Below are 16,134 nucleotides of genomic sequence, written 5' to 3'. Positions count from 1 at the left end.
TCTAAATATTATTTTAATTTAGATTAATATGATAAAATTAGTTGAGTTCATGTTTTTATATAGGAAGGAGAGCTAAATTTTTGAGCTCTAACCTTTAATATTTCAGAGGTTGACAATCCGAAATAAAAGAAAAGCCATACAGGCTAGGAGGATTTAAAATTGACAAAAATTGACCTACTGAAAGAATTTATTATCAATAAAAACTTAGAAATCATTACATCTAAACCATCAACTAATACCTATACAATGTTTTCATACAATGGATTTGATGCTGGAGAAGTTTATAATAATGACAGCTACAGAATTTCAATAGTTCGTGGATCAATGGTAGAAAGAATATTCCATAAACGTAAATACAAGATGAAAATTTCCAAAGATAACAACAACAAAATAGTTGCTATCTTTGATTTAGAACAAGCAGAAGATTTTATACAAGTTAAAACGCTCCTTTTAAATATGGCTAAATTAGCTAACAATGGGCTTCGTGAAAGAATGGAACCTACAATCAACTAGATATAATTGATTAAGTATCTATAAGAAACACTTTAAGTTTTATTGTTTATGAGAAATGTGTTCAAAGCTTAGAAGTTGCTTTAAAAATATCAAAAACACTCAATTTAAAAATTGAGGATATTTGGAGTATAGAATAATAAAAATAGCCCCTGTCATTGACAAGGGGTTAGTTTTTCTTATTCAGTTCGTGCAATCTTATAACATACCTTAAGTTTTCTTGTTCGTTGCGTAATGAATACATTCTTGGACGTAAGGCATTTAAAAACTTTTCATGTTTTAATACTTCAATTCTAATTTCCTTAGTATGAATCGCTAGTTGTGCATTTCGAATTTGTTCATTTTTACCATCAATCGATCCATTTACAATTAACTCTGATTCCATATTAAATAAATTCATCTTCCAATCTAATAATTCATTTGAAAAATAATAATACTCCTCTTCTACTCTTTTTAATTCCCTATTTACTTCCTGAAGTCTTTTGGCGATAGTCTCGAAGTTGTTCATAACTGGAATCCCCTCAATTCTTGGACGAGCACCTGATAGTGACTGAAGCACAATCAGTGTATGCCATGAATATAGGAAAATTGACTGTATAATTTGGTTTTAGGAAATTTTTTTCTAGCTCCTTTTGGTAGAATTTTTTATTTAAAGAGGTAATTTTTTATTATTTATAGAACTGAAAATTATAATTTTTTCAGAGGATTTATTTTTGCCATAGATACTGTATAAATCATTTTGGAGAAGATACCCATGTTCCCACTAAAAAACTTCTACGAATCATTCTTCATGAAAGAAATAATCGGCATGAAAAAAGAAGCTGCATTAATGCGCCTAGGGAATTTACTTGCTTGCCCTGTATCACTAAGGATACTAAGGAATCTGTTCATATTCGATTTTTCACTTGTACGATGGAAATGAAACCAAATATGGATAGATGGTTAGGAGCTATTGCATTGAGGATAGAAAATGTTATTGTAAAGGAATCGGCTATAAGTGTTCCAGAAGATAAAAAAACCTTAATTACAAGGAGTTCTTAGGGCTTAATGTAGAAAATGCTTATTCTTTAATAAGCATTTTTTTGTATTTAAGTATTTAACAATATTTTTTTCAGCACAATATTCATCACGTTTATTTTAGTTTGGTTAGGATATTAAATAATAAAGTGGACTTTAATCTGTAATATGAACTAAATGAAAAAGGCATTGGATATAGAATTACTATGCCCTAGTAACGGCTAACTATCAATAGACAGACTTCCTCTTGTTCAACTAAACGCATGCGTTAGTTACATAAGGTGGACTGCTTTGGCGGTCTTATTTTTTTACTATCAAAATAGAATATAAAAAACTATTTTGACTGAGGTGAAAAATGAAAACTTAGAAGAGAAAGCAAGTTTAAAATGGATAAACTATGATACAGTTATAATAAATGGTCATAAACATTAATTGTTCCAAATCAACTTTTGATTTTCGTAAAGAATAAAACTCTATTCAAACACTATGGGAGAACGATTTAAACTTCCATTCACTGTTGTGAATCCTGGATTCATGGATGGCTAACGCATGCGATAGTTGAAATAGATAAGGAGTCGTAATGATCGACTCCTTTTAACTATTTGTAATTCTGATATGATAAATGTTTACATTATTTCCATCTTTCTAATATTTTCATGATTAATTACAATTAATGGAATGAAAAGGTTTTTAAAATGAAAGGGTGTTATTTTGAGTATTCAAAAATGTTTAGGTTGTGGTCATCTATTTAAATGGATTGTAATTGAAAGTACTATTGTTGGTTGGACCATTAAACCTTTAGTTTGTAAGCATTGTACTACAAAACACGTTATTAAGAATAAAACAAGAATATTAGTAAGAATTCAGAATTGGTATTAATTTGGTCTTTTGGAAATTACATAAATACATGGTTAATATCCATATTATTTTTAATTATAGGATTTCTTTTATATGCATATTATGCGAAATATGAATTATCACGACAGGGAAGTTAAAAGTCCCGTATTTCACTTCTGATATTATAGATTTCGCTCAAAATGTGGAGAGTACTTGTTTGGTCGTGGTACAATGAATAACGGTAATCAACATATCTCTTTTTAAACCAACAAGGTTTACGAAAACAGCTAAAATAAAAATACGTCTAAACAGGCATTTACAAATTTTTACGATTTATATTAGTGCCGTCATAACTAAATAATACAGCTTTTCCATCCATTCTTGTCTCAATATGAGTCGTTCTTCCCCATAATTGGTATATATATGGTAAAACTTTTTCAAGATATTTAAGATCTAATTCAATTTCTTCAAATGAATGATTTAAATACAATTCACCATTTTTTTGATAGTCTCCATCATTTACAGTAATATATGGGTATCCTCCATTCGTACGCATATTTACCAATTGATCACGTACATTCACCCAACTTTTATCATTAATCTTATATTCTTTTCCCTGTTTATTAAACAAGTACAAGTCTTTGTTCATAACAAATTCTTTTGATAAATAGTTTCTAATAAAACTAGTATCTGATTCAAGCTCACGTACTTCAAAAATTTTTTCAGTTCCAGAACCAACTTTCACCCCATATTGTTTCATTTCTTCAGATGGATTGTTATATCTTTCTTCAATATCCTCAAACATTTTCAGTCCAAAATAGTAAGGGTTTATACTTGTCTTCGAGGGCTGTAGTACACTTGCATTCAGTTTTGCAAATTCAATTGATTCACCTGATGTTAAATCTAACTCTCTCAAAATACGTTGATGCCAAAGACTAGCCCATCCCTCATTCATTATTTTTGTTTCGAGCTGTGGCCAAAAATAAAGCATTTCCTCTCGTAACATTGTTAAAATGTCTCGTTGCCACTCTTCTAATTCGCGACTAAAATGTTGAATAAATAGTAAAAGATCCTTTTCAGGTTGTGGTGGGAATTTCTTTTTTCGAGGTTTTACAGGAGCAATGTTTTCTTTTTTATTATCTAAATTCCATAAATCATCATATGGCCCTACTCGAGAAACGGGGGGGATCAATTCATCTTCTAATTGCCACGATAATTTATTTCTTACAATTGAAGGGTCAATATGTTCTTGAATAGCTATAGCCGCATTCAAAAATTCTTCTACTAGCTTTTTCCCATATTTTTGTTCATATTGATTAATCCTTTCAGCAGTGGCAGTCATGCTTTCGACCATATCTCGTTTTGTATTACTAAATCGCACATTATTTTTAAAGAAATCACTATGAGCGAGTACATGGGCAACGATCAATTTATTTTGAATGAGGCTATTGGTATTAAGTAAAAATGCATAACATGGATTAGAATTAATCACTAATTCATAAATCTTACTTAATCCTAGATCATATTGTAACTTCATCTTATGAAATTTTTTTCCAAAGCTCCAATGAGAATATCTAGTTGGCATTCCGTACGCACCAAACGTGTAAATAATATCGGATGGGCATATTTCATACCTCATTGGAAAATAATCAAGTCCAAATCCTTTGGCAATTTCAGTAATTTCGTCTATTGCATACTCTAATTCACGAAAATTATTTGAGTTCATTATTATTCCCCCTACTATGTGTATTGACAATGTATGAGAATTTTTGACGTAATATACTATGGAGATTAGATTAATAACTCCTACAAAAAATTTGTAATTAAATTGAATTTACAGGAGAAAACATCTATTGTGTCGAATTAATCTAATTTAGAAGGGAGTTTGGAAAATGAATAAAGAGAATCTATTAAAGAGCCTTCGACTTGCAACAAGAGGAAATTTCTTTTTAATCAACATTAAAAATTCCTTGGAAAATGATACAAATATGATTGAAAAACTAGCTAAGGAACTAGAACTAGATGGATTAATCAAACTAAAAGAGTGCACACAGCTTGGAGATTCACTCTTTTTAAGTGGAATACTTAAATATGCATCCAATTAAATTGGATGCTTTTTTGTCGTAGAACAAATTGAATATTAAATAGATACAAATGATTCAAAAAAAAAGACCTCTTAAAGTTCTTTTTAAAATTTCGACCTTAGTAGTCTTCAGTTATTCGATAAATATAATGGTCCACATTAAAAGCAGCTCTTCAATTAAAAATGTATTTTCATGGGTACCTTACTGATAATGAAATTTCTGCTAATTACTAAAGGTCTCAATACAATACATTTGGTGTATTATTTCATCATTTGATTAATTATATTTAATTACAAACACTATATTATTAATGGAATTTAAAAGGTGTAACAATAGTATCAAACGAGGCTTTACTATTTTCTTAATATAAGGAGTTTCGTTTCATACACGATTTGAAAATTTAAAATTCTGTAATCTTCATTAAAGTAAGTTTAAATGATATTTTTTTACCCGAATAATAGTTCTTTGGCTTGAATTTCTGTAATCCCTTTAACTAATACAAGTTCGCTTATAAATATTTTACTTGCGTTACCTAACATCTGTTTTTCACTTGAATTAAGAGATTTTTCTTTATCTATACGCATTAAATCACGTACTACTTCTGCGCCTTCTTCAATATTACCTGTTTTCATTTTCTCAGTATTTAGCTTAAACCTTTGTTTGTATGAAAGAGAACGATCAGATTCTCCATTTTGGAAATTTTTTAATATATTGTCAAGAGTATATGAATCAACGACCATTCTAATTCTTGAATTATCCATTTTCGAAATAGGAATCATTACTTCCATCTTTTTAATTAGTAATCTTATAATAAAATACTCCAGTACTTCACCTTGAACTTCTTTTTCTTCTATAGATTCGATTACACCTGCTCCTTGCATTGGATAAAAAATATTATCACCAACTTCAAACATAATCTACACCCCCATTTAATTACTAACCTATATAAGCATAACATTTATTATTTTTTTGTCAAAATAAATATTTTATCATTTACAAATAAGTCATGTCAATAAATAAATAGAATTTTTAGTAAGTGCTTTCATTTTCAAAATTAATGACTAAAGACCAAAAAAAGAATCAATCAGTTGGCTCATGTTGTTCAACTGCCATGAAAATATTATTCGGCAATATTGTAAGCATAACAATACTAAAGAAGACGTATTCAATTAATTATTTAAAAGAAAGCGTCTTAAGTAATAGAAAGTTTAGTATTGGTCATATAAAATATGTTATGTCATTTATGTTTAATTAGGTGAATTTGCTTATTTTTATTTTAAATGTTATTATTGAAATATTAATGTGTGTAAATCGCACTAGGAGGAAATAAAAATGGAACATGGTAAAGTAAAATGGTTTAATGCAGAAAAAGGGTTTGGATTTATTGAGCGTGAAAACGGTGATGATGTATTCGTTCACTTCTCAGCAATTCAAACTGACGGATTCAAATCATTAGATGAAGGTCAAGCAGTAACATTTGAAGTAGGACAAGGACAACGCGGACCACAAGCAACTAACGTTAAAAAAGCATAATTAACTCAAAGAAGTCGGATTCTATCAACTAGAATCTGACTTTTTTTTTATAACTTATAATATAAAAAACCCTTATTCATAAATAGAATAAGGGTAAAATTCAACGTGGATCATGGTAAAGAAAATGGTTTAATGTATTATAGCCCAAATAAAATGAATATACAAATATCCACTAAATATCTTTTAAAGAAGATTGTTTGTTTAAAACGGATTAAGCTTGCTTAACTATGATGTAGTAATAAAATGTTCCTTATTCAACTACAATGAAAGGACGAATAATCCTTTCATTTTACTTTAACAGAACTTTTAATTAAATAATTTAGACGATGTTATAGGCCCTACTTTTCCATCCACTGATAAACCATTTTTCTTTTGAAAGTTTCTAACCGCTTGATCTGTTATTGGTCCAAATATGCTATCTGCATTGATTCCTAATTCTTTTTGTACAAGTTGTACATTTTTTCCTTTTGAACCTTTTTTAATTATTTTTCCTGGATATACAGGTGGCTTTGGCTTATTTTCTAAAGTTTTATCAGTACCATAGCCTTTGTATTCAAATTGCAAATGTGGTTCATCTACAAATCCCTTCCAATCTCCTCCCCATGTAAAACCGAGAGATTTAGCATATTTTATGTATAGTTCTAAATCGTATGAGTTCCACCCTTCCTTGCCATTTACTATTGGCACAAAATCAAACGCTTGGCCTACGATATGATAGGATTTTCTAGTTTGAGATTTACCATTATCGACAAGTTCTTCTTGACGCTCCTTTGTGCGGGTAGATTCGTAAATCAAAACATTTACATTGTTTTTTACGCAGTAATTATACCATTTTAAGGCTGCCTGCTTTGTATTTGGAGCTAACTTATTTAAATTTGATAAATTTCTTTCGTGATAAGTTGGATTTGTCTTTTATTATTTCTCCTTTTTAATAAATTAAAAAAAGCCATCCTAATAGGAAGACTTTTCACAATAATTTAGTTCAATCAGAAAATAGAAGACATATGTCAATATATTCACGAACAATGGAAACGGTTTGTAATATTAGTCTAAAAGACCAATGGTTTTTTACTTAACCATGACTTTATGTATACAAATTGTTTTCTCCTCACAAAAATTACCATATAGATAATTAGGCTACTTAAAAAAATAAAGGAAAGACTATTTTTTATAAAAGGCTTTGTTCAACTAATTCTCAAGGCTTTTTTTAGGAAGATATACAGAAAATAAATCATAGAGCCTTATATTTAAGGAGGAATTTACATGTCTAGACGTAAAAATAATTCAGGTAGTGGTATGTCTGCATCCGTTGAGCAAGGAAAAGCTGCTGGTTTCAATGAAGAAACTGCACAAGAGCCACTTTCAGCAGAATATAAATTAAACAATAAAAAGACTAAAAAAAGACAATAAAGTAAACTCGACGATTTGTAAAGAAATATTGGTAGTTATACACTACTTAATCCGTCGCCAATTTATGAACAAAAAAATAGCAAGCAATCGCCAAATTGCTTGCTATTTTTAAATTTTTTTGATTATTACTCAAAATCATCTTTACGTTTTCTTAGAATACCTCTGTTCATTGTCGATTGCGGCATTAAATAAATAATGTCACCAGTTCTTTTTGTCTCTCTATTAACATTACTTTTTCTTCGATTATAGTATAGGAAAAAATTAATTACGTTTCTTTGTCTCTTATTATATTGAACTTTCTTGAACAAGAGATAGAGTACGATCACACCCGAATATATAAGACAAACCGCTAGAACTTGCATAATCAGTATCAGTCTCCTCTTTCATTTTGACTATTACTAGTATTGGTCAAATTACTTGTTTCATACATCAAAAGAGTCAGACAAACTAAAAAAATTAACTTTTACTCTAGTAATTTCTTAGAAAATATATATTTAAAAATTGTTTGTCGTTTTTTTATCTTAAAATTATGAAAAATAATTTTCTCAAACTTTCTATTATTAATGATTCAAAACTGAATTAAATCATATAAATTCCTCCCTTTCATTAATTTATTTATTATATGGAAAATGGTTATCAAAAATTAGTAGGAAAAAACGATTAAAACGCTTACATTTTAGAATTAGTAAATTTTTCATTGTGGCATATTTTTTTCAATACAACTAAAGCTATTCATAAAGGAAGGTGACAAGAATGACAAACAAATCGTCAAAACGAAATAGTCCAATCGATCATGAAAGTGGTCAACCAAAACCATTAAGTGGTTCTCATAAAGTAAAGAACCAAAATCATTCTAGACAGAAAAAACATAGCAGCCACGATATGTAATTTTAAATTTAATGGAGGGTTTTTAAGTTGAAGAAGAAAAGTAATGGAACGAATAAAATTAATCAGAATATAACACCAGATGGACTAGATGTTGAGTACTCAGCAGAATTAGCTGACCAAGAGGATATACAAGCGCAGGAGCGTTCAGCTCAAGCAGATGCACGTGTGAAAAAGAAACAGTAAACTTGTACAAAAAAGGTATGCGATTATGCTCGCATACCTTTTTTAATCTTATTTATTTACCTCAGCATCGATAGCTGCTTTAATTGATTCTAAACTTGGATTATCAACTGCTTTTCCATTTACAAAAATTGTAGGAGTACCGTTTACGCCATAATGACCAGCAATCGCAACATCATTAGCGACTTGTTTCATTGCGTCTTTTTTATATAAGTCTTTTTTAAATTGTTTTACATTTAAATCCGGAATAACAGATTTCGCAATACTTGCTAATTTATCTGGTGTAGCCCAAGTTGTTGTTTCATCTTCTTGCTTTAAATAAATTTGCTCTTGAAATTTCCAAAATGAATCTTTGTGCGTTTTATAGATAACTTCAGATGCAAGTGCTGCTAAGTTTGAATCCTTCGAAATAAATGGATAGTTAATAAATGAAAAATTGATTAAACCTTTGTCAATATAATCAGCTTTAAGTTGTGGAAATACGATTTTATTCCACTGTGCACAGATTGGACATTTGTAGTCACCAAATTCAACTACTTCAACCTTTGCATCTTTATTACTAAATGTTGGCTGCTCCTTCGTATCAAAACCATCAACCTTTACATCACTTACTCCAGCTATAGTTGGGTAAACTTCTTCCGTTTTTTTCTTTTGTAGATGTGAAACTAAGAATAACGCTCCAACTAAAACTACGATACCAATAAACACAGAAATAGCAAAAGTTTGATTACTATTAGATTTCTTCTTTTTACTCATTAGTGCTTTATTCCCCCTACATTTATGTACTATTCAATATTGTAACATAAAGGGTTTATCCTAACTATTCATAACACTCACATTAGACAATAATTCAATTTTTACGACTATATGTGATCATAAAATCAACTCAACAATATTTAACGAATATAACTAGGGTCGCCCATGAGTGGACGACCCCTTTATTTTTTAATTGTTTTTATTTACTAGAACAATCAATTCTTCATCAAATTTTATTTCTGAATTCAATTTTATTAGCTCTCTAATAAAAGCTTTTGGATTTTCAAGTGTTAAAATAATCGGTTGAATCGATTCATTTATATGAATTAATAATGTAATAAGTTCTTTATTTTTTCCATAGACTTCAACTAATTGTTTAATTTCTGTAATATCATGAATTTTAAATTTAAGAGTAAGAATACCTTTATGAATAATAATATCATCTTGATTTAACACAATATCACTTCTTATTAACCGGAAAGCTGTAATACTTAAAACAATGATTACAACCGCAATTTGTAAATAAGTTTTTAAATCATTCCCATTGCCAAGTAACATTGAAATTAACTTGTACAGTACGATAAGGAAGATAGAACTTGCGGCCAAGTAAAATAAAACACTTAAAAAAGTAAAGTGAGAAGAGAATTTAGTTTGTTTCACATCTTTAGCCTCCTCTACGACTTTTTTCTTCGTTTTATCTACTATATGATTCAAATACCTAAAATGAAACTAGTACTTAAAAATAAATGGTCATTTTTTGACAAAAATCCTATGTACTAGCTTGATACTTGTCATATTTTCTTACTATAATAGTGTTATGTTACCTAATACAAGGAGGATACATATGTTTTCATTCTTTTCACAAATTATGATTGTCTTATGGACAATTTTCTTATTAGGAATGATGTCAATAGGCGGATACTTTATGTTCAGAAAGTTTTTAAAACGAATGCCGAAAGAGGATGGAAAATCAATCTTAGATTGGCAGGAAGAATATTTACTAAAAACAAAAGATTTTTGGTCATCTGAACAAAAAGATTTACTAGAAGAATTAGTAAAACCTGTACCATCTTTATTTAGAGATATTGCTCGAGATAAAATTGCAGGTAAAATCGGTGAATTAGCACTACTTAATAACGCAACACAAATTACACAAGGTTTAATTATTGAAGGTTATATTAAAGCAACACCGAAACGAGATCATGCTTTTTTAGTTAAAACTTTAAAGAAAAAAGAAATCGATTTCACGGATTATAAGCATTTACTTGCAAAATAAAATCTTTTTTCAAAAATAAAACGTGTACCGAATTGGTACACGTTTTATCATGTAATAATTGTATTTGAAGGAAGTTGTCTTCTCAACTTTTGATATGATTTGTACATTGCTAATCTCCAAGGCACAATCATTGAAAAAGCAAGTAAGAAGAACATCCCGCTTAATTGGCCTACATCGATTGACGAACTTAAGTATAACTTCATAACGATACGAACAACTAATAAACCAAGTAAGATAAATACGAATGATTTAGATCTTTTTAAATAAATTTCATTGTCTACGATTTCAAATTTAGACGTTTTAATAAGGAATAACGAAAAGAAAATCCCCATACAAACAGCTTCTAAAACTTCAGTTCCTGTTAATCTGAACTCCGGTACTAAATACATTAATGCTCCAGAACTCATAAAAAATGGAGGTAAAATTATTTTTCTTAAGTTTGTAGGCTTTTTAGCAGCTTTTAGTCTAACTACAATTACGCCTAATGCCATACAAGTTGCTATAACTGTACTAAATATTATACTCATATTTTTACTCATTTTTTTCACTACCTTTTATCTATATCTTTAAGAAAAATATTTCCTTATTTAAACTGATTATATAATACAGTTTCTTCTTTACTGTTGCAAATCCATTAACTTCAAAACCTGCATATTTTTATCACTTGACATTTCAGTTTTAACTTTAAATATAATTAAAAACCTGTAAATCCGCCAAAAAATCTAGTGAAATAAATTGTAATTTTAGTTAACCAGTCAAAATATAACATGATCCCCATAATAATCATTATATATCCACCGAAAACTACGATTTTATGTGAATGCTTTTTAATCCAAGTTAATGAACCTAAATAAAATGACAATACAAAAAATGGGATCGAAAATCCAAGTGTATACGCTAACATATAAAATAAACTTGAACCAGGATTACTCACAGCTAATGCAAATACTGAAGTTAAAATTGGTCCAGTACAAGGTGTCCACCCTGCTGCAAATGCTAACCCAATTAAAGTAGAACCTAGAAATCCAGATGGACGTTTTGAAAATTGAATTCGTCGATCACTCATTAAAAACTTCGGTTGAAAAATTCCTGTAACAACTAAACCTAAAAATACAATTAATATCGCTCCAACTTGACGAATAAAATCTTGATATCTCATAAAAAAAGAACCAATTATTGAAGTACTAAACCCTAATACAATGAAAATTAACGTAAAACCTAGTAAAAAAAACAAAGTATGTAGTAAAGTTTTACTTTTATGTATTCTTTTCTCATTTTGCAAATCGCTTAAAGATACCCCTGTAATATACGACAAAAACGCTGGATAAATCGGTAAACAGCATGGAGAAATAAAGGAGAGAAATCCCGCTCCAAATGCAATACCAATATTTAAATCCCCCATCAACTTACATCCCTTCTCAACTTACATTCTAGTTAACATTATAACAGAATTGTTTTTTATTTAGTATTAAAAGTAGTTAATACACCGAATGGTACAAATTATTAATTCACGCTTGTTTTTATGAATACAAATAGAAAATGTATTTAGAAAAATTTTACGCTCCTACACAAAATCTACTAGGTTTTCTAGAATCTTTACGAAATACACTTAATAATAATTTCACATTTTGAATAATATGGAATAATTTCACTTAAATTCCGGCACACTTTTTAATAAACGATTTTATTAATTGGGTGGGAAAATGTTTAAAAAAATATGGCCAACTTTATTATTAATAGTAGTCCTGATCATTTATTATGTGGAAATATTACCTTATATTTATAAGTTTCACGGATGATGTTTCAGTTATATCATGTTTAAAATTTCTACTTTTTAACTTTAATAGTAATTGTAAAATTCAAAAACGCTCTCAAATTTATTGGAATTAAATTTAATTATTAAGAAAATTCTAAACTATTTATAGTATAATCATATGACAATCTTTTATGGCATCAGGAATAATTAATAAGCTATCGTCCTAAGCTTTACTGGATACTTTTATTGAAAGGAGTTCTTATTTTATATGTCTACTGTTTTACAGCAATCAAAACCGACGCAATCGAATGCTAATCGGACTAAAGATATAAAGGAAGGATTCTTAGCAGCTATTCCATTAATCATTGGATATTTGCCTGTAGCTTTTACATTTGGATTAATCGCAAAGCAAGCAAACATTGATGTAGTAAATACACTTTCATTCAGTGCGCTAGTATATGCTGGTGCAAGTCAGTTTATGGGGTTATCAATGTATTTAGCAGGCGTGAGTTTTTTTCAAATTTATATCGCTACTTTTATTTTAAATTTTAGAAACTTTGTTATGAGTCTATCATTTAATCATCAATTTAAAACGCTACCCTTTTGGGATCGAGTCTACTTATCTATTACACTAACAGATGAAAATTTTGCTGTTACAACTTTAGGTAAAAAAAACAGTAAAACTAATTATTCATCTACTTATTTAATTACTTTACATACAATTGCTTACAGTACTTGGATAAGTGGGACAATTTTGGGAGTTATTTTCTCGAAGCTAATCCCTAAAATCATTAGTGAAAGCATGGGTATTTCTTTATACGCTATGTTTATTGGCTTATTAACACCAGCAATTCGTACAAATTGGCGAGCATGTTTAATTGTTTTAGTTAGTATGCTTTTAAATTTCTTTTTTTCAACAATATTAACTCAAGGCTGGTCATTAATTTTGTCATCAATCCTTGCTAGTTTCCTTGCAATTGGTTTAATGAGAGGAGATTCCAAAGAATGATTATCTTTTTACTTGTATTAGGAATGTGCTTAGTCACGATGATTCCTCGAATTATTCCTGTATTTTTAGTTGATCGGATTCAATTTCCAAATTGGGTAACATCGTGGCTAAAAGGGGTCCCATATGCTGCATTAGGTGCATTAATTTTCCCTGGCATACTTAGTGTTCAAAAAGGAAATATGAGCGTCGGTTTAATTGGCGGGGCCGTCGCAATTATCTTATCGTTACTGAGATTACATATTATCTTTGTTGTATTTGGTGCAATTGGAACTGTTTTAATTTTGAAGCTATATTTTATTTAAACATTGTTAACTATTAATCTTTACTAGTCATAGTGTTTAAAAATGCGTTTATTAATTAGTTTCCAGCATTAAATAGGTTAAGTAATATTGGTTGTAGTGGATTTCTAATATAGACTGTTTTGAGAAGAGGTTTTACTTAATTTTGCTTATTTACATACTCATGAACACCCTATGAGTTAAGAACTTTCTTATTTCATCTCTTTTTTTAACTCATGAACCACTTATGAGAATGTATTTATCGCCTTCATCGTTTTTACTTACTCATATTCTTACTTGAGTATGTAATTTTTTTAAATTCGCGGTGTTTCTATTACAAAATAAAAAAACAAAAAAAAGTCGCTAAAAATGCGACTTTTTTTATAAATGCTTATTTGTTTGGTGATCCAAATTTATCAGCTAATTTTGCAACGTCTGGAATTCCAAGACCAGTAGCTTGGTTATAAAGCGTACCTGGTGTTCCAGAGTAAAATAAATTATCGTTTTTATCGCCTGCTTTATTTAATGGTGTGAAAGGTGATGAATTTTCTTGCGCGAAACGGTAAATTTGTGGATTCCAAAAACCTACTTGTGTATGCTCTGCACTATTTATTAACGCTGTTAAACCGTTTAATTGTGGTGATACGAGACTAGTTCCTCCATAAACAGCATAACCTGAATTTGTTCCCGGTTGGCCTGGATCACTTAAATATACATAATATCCAGTGTATGGGTCAGCAGCCATCGATACATCCGGAATGTTACGGCCTGAATCTTTACCTGTAATGGTAGTAGGGTTTTTATAAGTAACACTTGATAAATCAGATGAAATTTTAAACTCATCTACTGCAGTATATTTGTTAACTCCACTAACTCCTTTTTGATAATCAGGGGTATCAAAATACGTACTAAAACCTCCCCCACCACCATTAACTAAATTGACATCGTCAATATTTCTTGCTTTGAAGTAGTCATGTAAATAATCCCAACCCCATGCACGTTCTTCGTTTACTTTCACATCGAGTCCAGTTGAATTAGAGTGGAATTGGAAAGGTAATGTCGTACCACCTGCTGCAGTAATATAAGGGCTTGCAGCTGGGAAATCGGCAGTTAATTTAAAAACTTTATTATCCCCTCTAGTTTCATCATAAGCACCTGCATCTCCTGCTGATGCAAACATTGAAATACCTTGTGCTGCAGCTTGCATAAATAATTGATTAAATGTTTCTTCATACTCTGGTGCTTCCATTTGTTGTTGTACATATGAATCAATACTTAATTCACTTGATCCCCAGCTTACTGAAATTTGTTTAGCTACATTATCATTAATTGCATTAGAGAAAGCATCTACAAATCCAGTATCAGAGTTTGGTCCTACATACACATTAATATTTGCTTGTGGTGCAATTGCACCTGATTGTTGTACATCTAATGTAGTTTCTTCATAACCATCCCAACCAGAACCACCATCTACATCGGTTACTTTAATACGATTTGGCTTAGTTTGAATGCCCATATTATCCCAGAATTTATAAGCATCATCAGTATTAAATTCAGCTAATGTAACAATACCGAGTGTTTGTCCTGCTCCAGTAGCACCTTTTTTATAAAGTGGGTCCACATTGTAATGATTTTGTAAATCTTGAGGTGTTAAACTAAGCGGGCCAGCTGGTACATCTTTCTTATCAATTACTGTTGGTTGTTTAACAGCTCTTGATTCTAAATTTGAATAATTATTTAAACCTAAAACACATAAAATATTATCTGAAATTACTTTTGGTAAAGTTGGATGCTTTTTAGTAGCATGAATTCTCTTTCCTTTAAAACTAGCATATTTTAATTCTACATTTAATGCTTTGTTTAATTGAGCTACTGTTCCAGTTGCTGTAATCGTTAAATTATTTGCATGAACATCTGTTTTTAAACCAAATCCTTGCAGGTAAGATGTAACAGAATGGATATAAGCTGGATTCGGTGCATATTTGGCTTTGAATTCATTCACATTTAAATAATTTCGGTAATGAGGAGAATATGGTGTAGTTGTTTCCTTAATAAATTTTTCTAATTCATCTTTATTTTGAATTTTCATTACAAAATCAATCGATAAAGTAGTATTAGGATCCATATCCCCAAAATAATTAGTTCCGTCAAGTACAGCAGCCCCAGTACCTTGTGCAACTTCCTGATTTACCGCTGCTGCTACCTTAGAAGTTGGTGTGTTAATAAATAATAAAGAACTCGCCGCTGCTACAGACATCAATGGTATTTTCCAGTTTTTCAAAGTAAATTCCTCCTTGTGAAGTATGTAATAATCCTATCTCAAAACACTGATATATCAGAATAATAAACTTAATATCTATATATTTTTATTATTAAATTGCAAAATACTAAATTTATTCTCTGTTACCGATTATAATTCTCGAAATAGTCTAACAAAAGAAATATTATTCGATAAAAAGTTCTAAAATACATCAATATCCGAACTTTTTCAACATTTTACGTAATTTTATTAGTAATATTTCCCTTTTTAAAATAAATGACGATCGAGTTAAATTAAAATAAATTAACTTATATCCCACTAATTTTTATGTGTTTTAACC

The 16,134-nt window shown here is 29.7% G+C and carries 19 protein-coding genes; 10 read left to right on the top strand and 9 right to left on the bottom strand.

The window, feature by feature from the left end; translation table 11 throughout:
* Nucleotides 1–159: 159 nt before the first annotated feature.
* Nucleotides 160–513 carry a hypothetical protein gene (locus ACFCYN_RS22840; protein WP_172444932.1) on the top strand — a complete coding sequence of 118 codons (354 nt, stop codon included), beginning with the start codon at nucleotides 160–162 and terminating at the stop codon, nucleotides 511–513.
* A gap of 166 nt (nucleotides 514–679) precedes the next feature.
* Here ACFCYN_RS22840 and ACFCYN_RS22835 read toward each other — a convergent pair whose 3' ends face one another.
* Complete coding sequence (locus ACFCYN_RS22835; protein WP_172444933.1) at nucleotides 680–1,018, bottom strand: hypothetical protein; 339 nt, start codon at nucleotides 1,016–1,018, stop codon at nucleotides 680–682.
* Nucleotides 1,019–2,238: 1,220 nt separating this feature from the next.
* Between ACFCYN_RS22835 and ACFCYN_RS22830 the strand changes: the two genes are divergently transcribed.
* Nucleotides 2,239–2,406 carry a hypothetical protein gene (locus ACFCYN_RS22830; RefSeq protein ID WP_375951993.1) on the top strand — a complete coding sequence of 56 codons (168 nt, stop codon included), beginning with the start codon at nucleotides 2,239–2,241 and terminating at the stop codon, nucleotides 2,404–2,406.
* Between the two features lie 274 nt (nucleotides 2,407–2,680).
* On the opposite strand, the gene ACFCYN_RS22825 is transcribed toward ACFCYN_RS22830, so the two are convergent.
* Nucleotides 2,681–4,090: a SpoVR family protein gene (locus ACFCYN_RS22825; RefSeq protein WP_375951991.1), complete on the bottom strand. Its 1,410-nt coding sequence runs from the start codon at nucleotides 4,088–4,090 to the stop codon at nucleotides 2,681–2,683.
* Nucleotides 4,091–4,256: 166 nt separating this feature from the next.
* Here ACFCYN_RS22825 and ACFCYN_RS22820 point away from each other — a divergent pair, with 166 nt between their 5' ends.
* Complete coding sequence (locus tag ACFCYN_RS22820) at nucleotides 4,257–4,469, top strand: hypothetical protein (protein WP_172444936.1); 213 nt, start codon at nucleotides 4,257–4,259, stop codon at nucleotides 4,467–4,469.
* A gap of 425 nt (nucleotides 4,470–4,894) precedes the next feature.
* On the opposite strand, the gene ACFCYN_RS22815 is transcribed toward ACFCYN_RS22820, so the two are convergent.
* Nucleotides 4,895–5,362 (bottom strand): CarD family transcriptional regulator, encoded by a 468-nt coding sequence (locus ACFCYN_RS22815; RefSeq protein WP_172444937.1) that lies wholly within the window; start codon nucleotides 5,360–5,362, stop codon nucleotides 4,895–4,897.
* A gap of 418 nt (nucleotides 5,363–5,780) precedes the next feature.
* On the opposite strand from ACFCYN_RS22815, the gene ACFCYN_RS22810 reads away from it, so the two are divergent.
* Nucleotides 5,781–5,981: a cold-shock protein gene (locus ACFCYN_RS22810; RefSeq protein WP_056474809.1), complete on the top strand. Its 201-nt coding sequence runs from the start codon at nucleotides 5,781–5,783 to the stop codon at nucleotides 5,979–5,981.
* 306 nt (nucleotides 5,982–6,287) lie between these two features.
* Here the strand turns inward: ACFCYN_RS22810 and ACFCYN_RS22805 are convergent, their stop codons facing one another.
* Complete coding sequence (locus tag ACFCYN_RS22805) at nucleotides 6,288–6,776, bottom strand: M15 family metallopeptidase (RefSeq protein ID WP_375951989.1); 489 nt, start codon at nucleotides 6,774–6,776, stop codon at nucleotides 6,288–6,290.
* Nucleotides 6,777–7,244: 468 nt separating this feature from the next.
* On the opposite strand from ACFCYN_RS22805, the gene sspO reads away from it, so the two are divergent.
* The 3 genes from sspO to ACFCYN_RS22790 all read left to right on the top strand — a co-directional run bounded on the left by sspO (nucleotide 7,245) and on the right by ACFCYN_RS22790 (nucleotide 8,462).
* Nucleotides 7,245–7,391: a small acid-soluble spore protein O gene (gene sspO / locus ACFCYN_RS22800; RefSeq protein ID WP_172444939.1), complete on the top strand. Its 147-nt coding sequence runs from the start codon at nucleotides 7,245–7,247 to the stop codon at nucleotides 7,389–7,391.
* Nucleotides 7,392–8,144: 753 nt separating this feature from the next.
* Nucleotides 8,145–8,279 carry a small acid-soluble spore protein P gene (locus ACFCYN_RS22795; protein ID WP_098119743.1) on the top strand — a complete coding sequence of 45 codons (135 nt, stop codon included), beginning with the start codon at nucleotides 8,145–8,147 and terminating at the stop codon, nucleotides 8,277–8,279.
* 27 nt (nucleotides 8,280–8,306) lie between these two features.
* Complete coding sequence (locus ACFCYN_RS22790) at nucleotides 8,307–8,462, top strand: YfhD family protein (protein WP_172444940.1); 156 nt, start codon at nucleotides 8,307–8,309, stop codon at nucleotides 8,460–8,462.
* Nucleotides 8,463–8,510: 48 nt separating this feature from the next.
* Here the strand turns inward: ACFCYN_RS22790 and ACFCYN_RS22785 are convergent, their stop codons facing one another.
* Together ACFCYN_RS22785 and ACFCYN_RS22780 are read right to left on the bottom strand one after the other, a co-directional pair.
* Nucleotides 8,511–9,215, bottom strand: a complete 705-nt coding sequence (locus tag ACFCYN_RS22785) for a DsbA family protein (RefSeq protein ID WP_172444941.1) — start codon at nucleotides 9,213–9,215, stop codon at nucleotides 8,511–8,513.
* Nucleotides 9,216–9,404: 189 nt separating this feature from the next.
* On the bottom strand, nucleotides 9,405–9,875 hold the full coding sequence (locus ACFCYN_RS22780; RefSeq protein ID WP_375951986.1) for a hypothetical protein: 471 nt from the start codon (nucleotides 9,873–9,875) through the stop codon (nucleotides 9,405–9,407).
* A gap of 184 nt (nucleotides 9,876–10,059) precedes the next feature.
* On the opposite strand from ACFCYN_RS22780, the gene ACFCYN_RS22775 reads away from it, so the two are divergent.
* On the top strand, nucleotides 10,060–10,491 hold the full coding sequence (locus ACFCYN_RS22775; RefSeq protein ID WP_172444943.1) for a DUF2621 family protein: 432 nt from the start codon (nucleotides 10,060–10,062) through the stop codon (nucleotides 10,489–10,491).
* A gap of 47 nt (nucleotides 10,492–10,538) precedes the next feature.
* Here the strand turns inward: ACFCYN_RS22775 and ACFCYN_RS22770 are convergent, their stop codons facing one another.
* Both ACFCYN_RS22770 and ACFCYN_RS22765 read right to left on the bottom strand, forming a co-directional pair.
* Entirely contained in the window at nucleotides 10,539–11,018 is a 480-nt protein-coding gene (locus tag ACFCYN_RS22770) for a CcdC family protein (protein WP_172447627.1), read from the bottom strand.
* 167 nt (nucleotides 11,019–11,185) lie between these two features.
* Complete coding sequence (locus ACFCYN_RS22765; RefSeq protein ID WP_172444944.1) at nucleotides 11,186–11,893, bottom strand: cytochrome c biogenesis CcdA family protein; 708 nt, start codon at nucleotides 11,891–11,893, stop codon at nucleotides 11,186–11,188.
* A gap of 622 nt (nucleotides 11,894–12,515) precedes the next feature.
* Between ACFCYN_RS22765 and ACFCYN_RS22760 the strand changes: the two genes are divergently transcribed.
* Nucleotides 12,516–13,256, top strand: a complete 741-nt coding sequence (locus tag ACFCYN_RS22760; RefSeq protein WP_172444945.1) for an AzlC family ABC transporter permease — start codon at nucleotides 12,516–12,518, stop codon at nucleotides 13,254–13,256.
* Nucleotides 13,253–13,558 (top strand): AzlD domain-containing protein, encoded by a 306-nt coding sequence (locus tag ACFCYN_RS22755; RefSeq protein WP_098119736.1) that lies wholly within the window; start codon nucleotides 13,253–13,255, stop codon nucleotides 13,556–13,558. The genes ACFCYN_RS22760 and ACFCYN_RS22755 overlap by 4 nt, the downstream gene beginning before the upstream one ends.
* Nucleotides 13,559–13,925: 367 nt before the next feature.
* Here ACFCYN_RS22755 and ACFCYN_RS22750 read toward each other — a convergent pair whose 3' ends face one another.
* Nucleotides 13,926–15,815, bottom strand: a complete 1,890-nt coding sequence (locus ACFCYN_RS22750) for a S53 family peptidase (protein ID WP_172444946.1) — start codon at nucleotides 15,813–15,815, stop codon at nucleotides 13,926–13,928.
* Between the last annotated feature and the right edge of the window lie 319 nt (nucleotides 15,816–16,134).

The sequence above is a fragment of the Gottfriedia sp. NPDC056225 genome (assembly GCF_042267765.1).
Lineage (GTDB): Bacteria > Bacillota > Bacilli > Bacillales > Bacillaceae_G > Gottfriedia.
Note: the sequence above shows the minus strand (reverse complement) of the source record. Positions and strands in the feature narration are given on the sequence as shown.

Coding starts and splice junctions, on each gene's coding strand:
- ACFCYN_RS22835 (WP_172444933.1), bottom strand. CDS start 1,018: ATGAACAACTTCGAGACTATCGCCAAAAGACTTCAGGAAGTAAATAGG.
- ACFCYN_RS22825 (WP_375951991.1), bottom strand. CDS start 4,090: ATGAACTCAAATAATTTTCGTGAATTAGAGTATGCAATAGACGAAATT.
- ACFCYN_RS22820 (WP_172444936.1), top strand. CDS start 4,257: ATGAATAAAGAGAATCTATTAAAGAGCCTTCGACTTGCAACAAGAGGA.
- ACFCYN_RS22815 (WP_172444937.1), bottom strand. CDS start 5,362: ATGTTTGAAGTTGGTGATAATATTTTTTATCCAATGCAAGGAGCAGGT.
- ACFCYN_RS22810 (WP_056474809.1), top strand. CDS start 5,781: ATGGAACATGGTAAAGTAAAATGGTTTAATGCAGAAAAAGGGTTTGGA.
- sspO (WP_172444939.1), top strand. CDS start 7,245: ATGTCTAGACGTAAAAATAATTCAGGTAGTGGTATGTCTGCATCCGTT.
- ACFCYN_RS22795 (WP_098119743.1), top strand. CDS start 8,145: ATGACAAACAAATCGTCAAAACGAAATAGTCCAATCGATCATGAAAGT.
- ACFCYN_RS22785 (WP_172444941.1), bottom strand. CDS start 9,215: ATGAGTAAAAAGAAGAAATCTAATAGTAATCAAACTTTTGCTATTTCT.
- ACFCYN_RS22775 (WP_172444943.1), top strand. CDS start 10,060: ATGTTTTCATTCTTTTCACAAATTATGATTGTCTTATGGACAATTTTC.
- ACFCYN_RS22770 (WP_172447627.1), bottom strand. CDS start 11,018: ATGAGTATAATATTTAGTACAGTTATAGCAACTTGTATGGCATTAGGC.
- ACFCYN_RS22765 (WP_172444944.1), bottom strand. CDS start 11,893: ATGGGGGATTTAAATATTGGTATTGCATTTGGAGCGGGATTTCTCTCC.
- ACFCYN_RS22760 (WP_172444945.1), top strand. CDS start 12,516: ATGTCTACTGTTTTACAGCAATCAAAACCGACGCAATCGAATGCTAAT.
- ACFCYN_RS22755 (WP_098119736.1), top strand. CDS start 13,253: ATGATTATCTTTTTACTTGTATTAGGAATGTGCTTAGTCACGATGATT.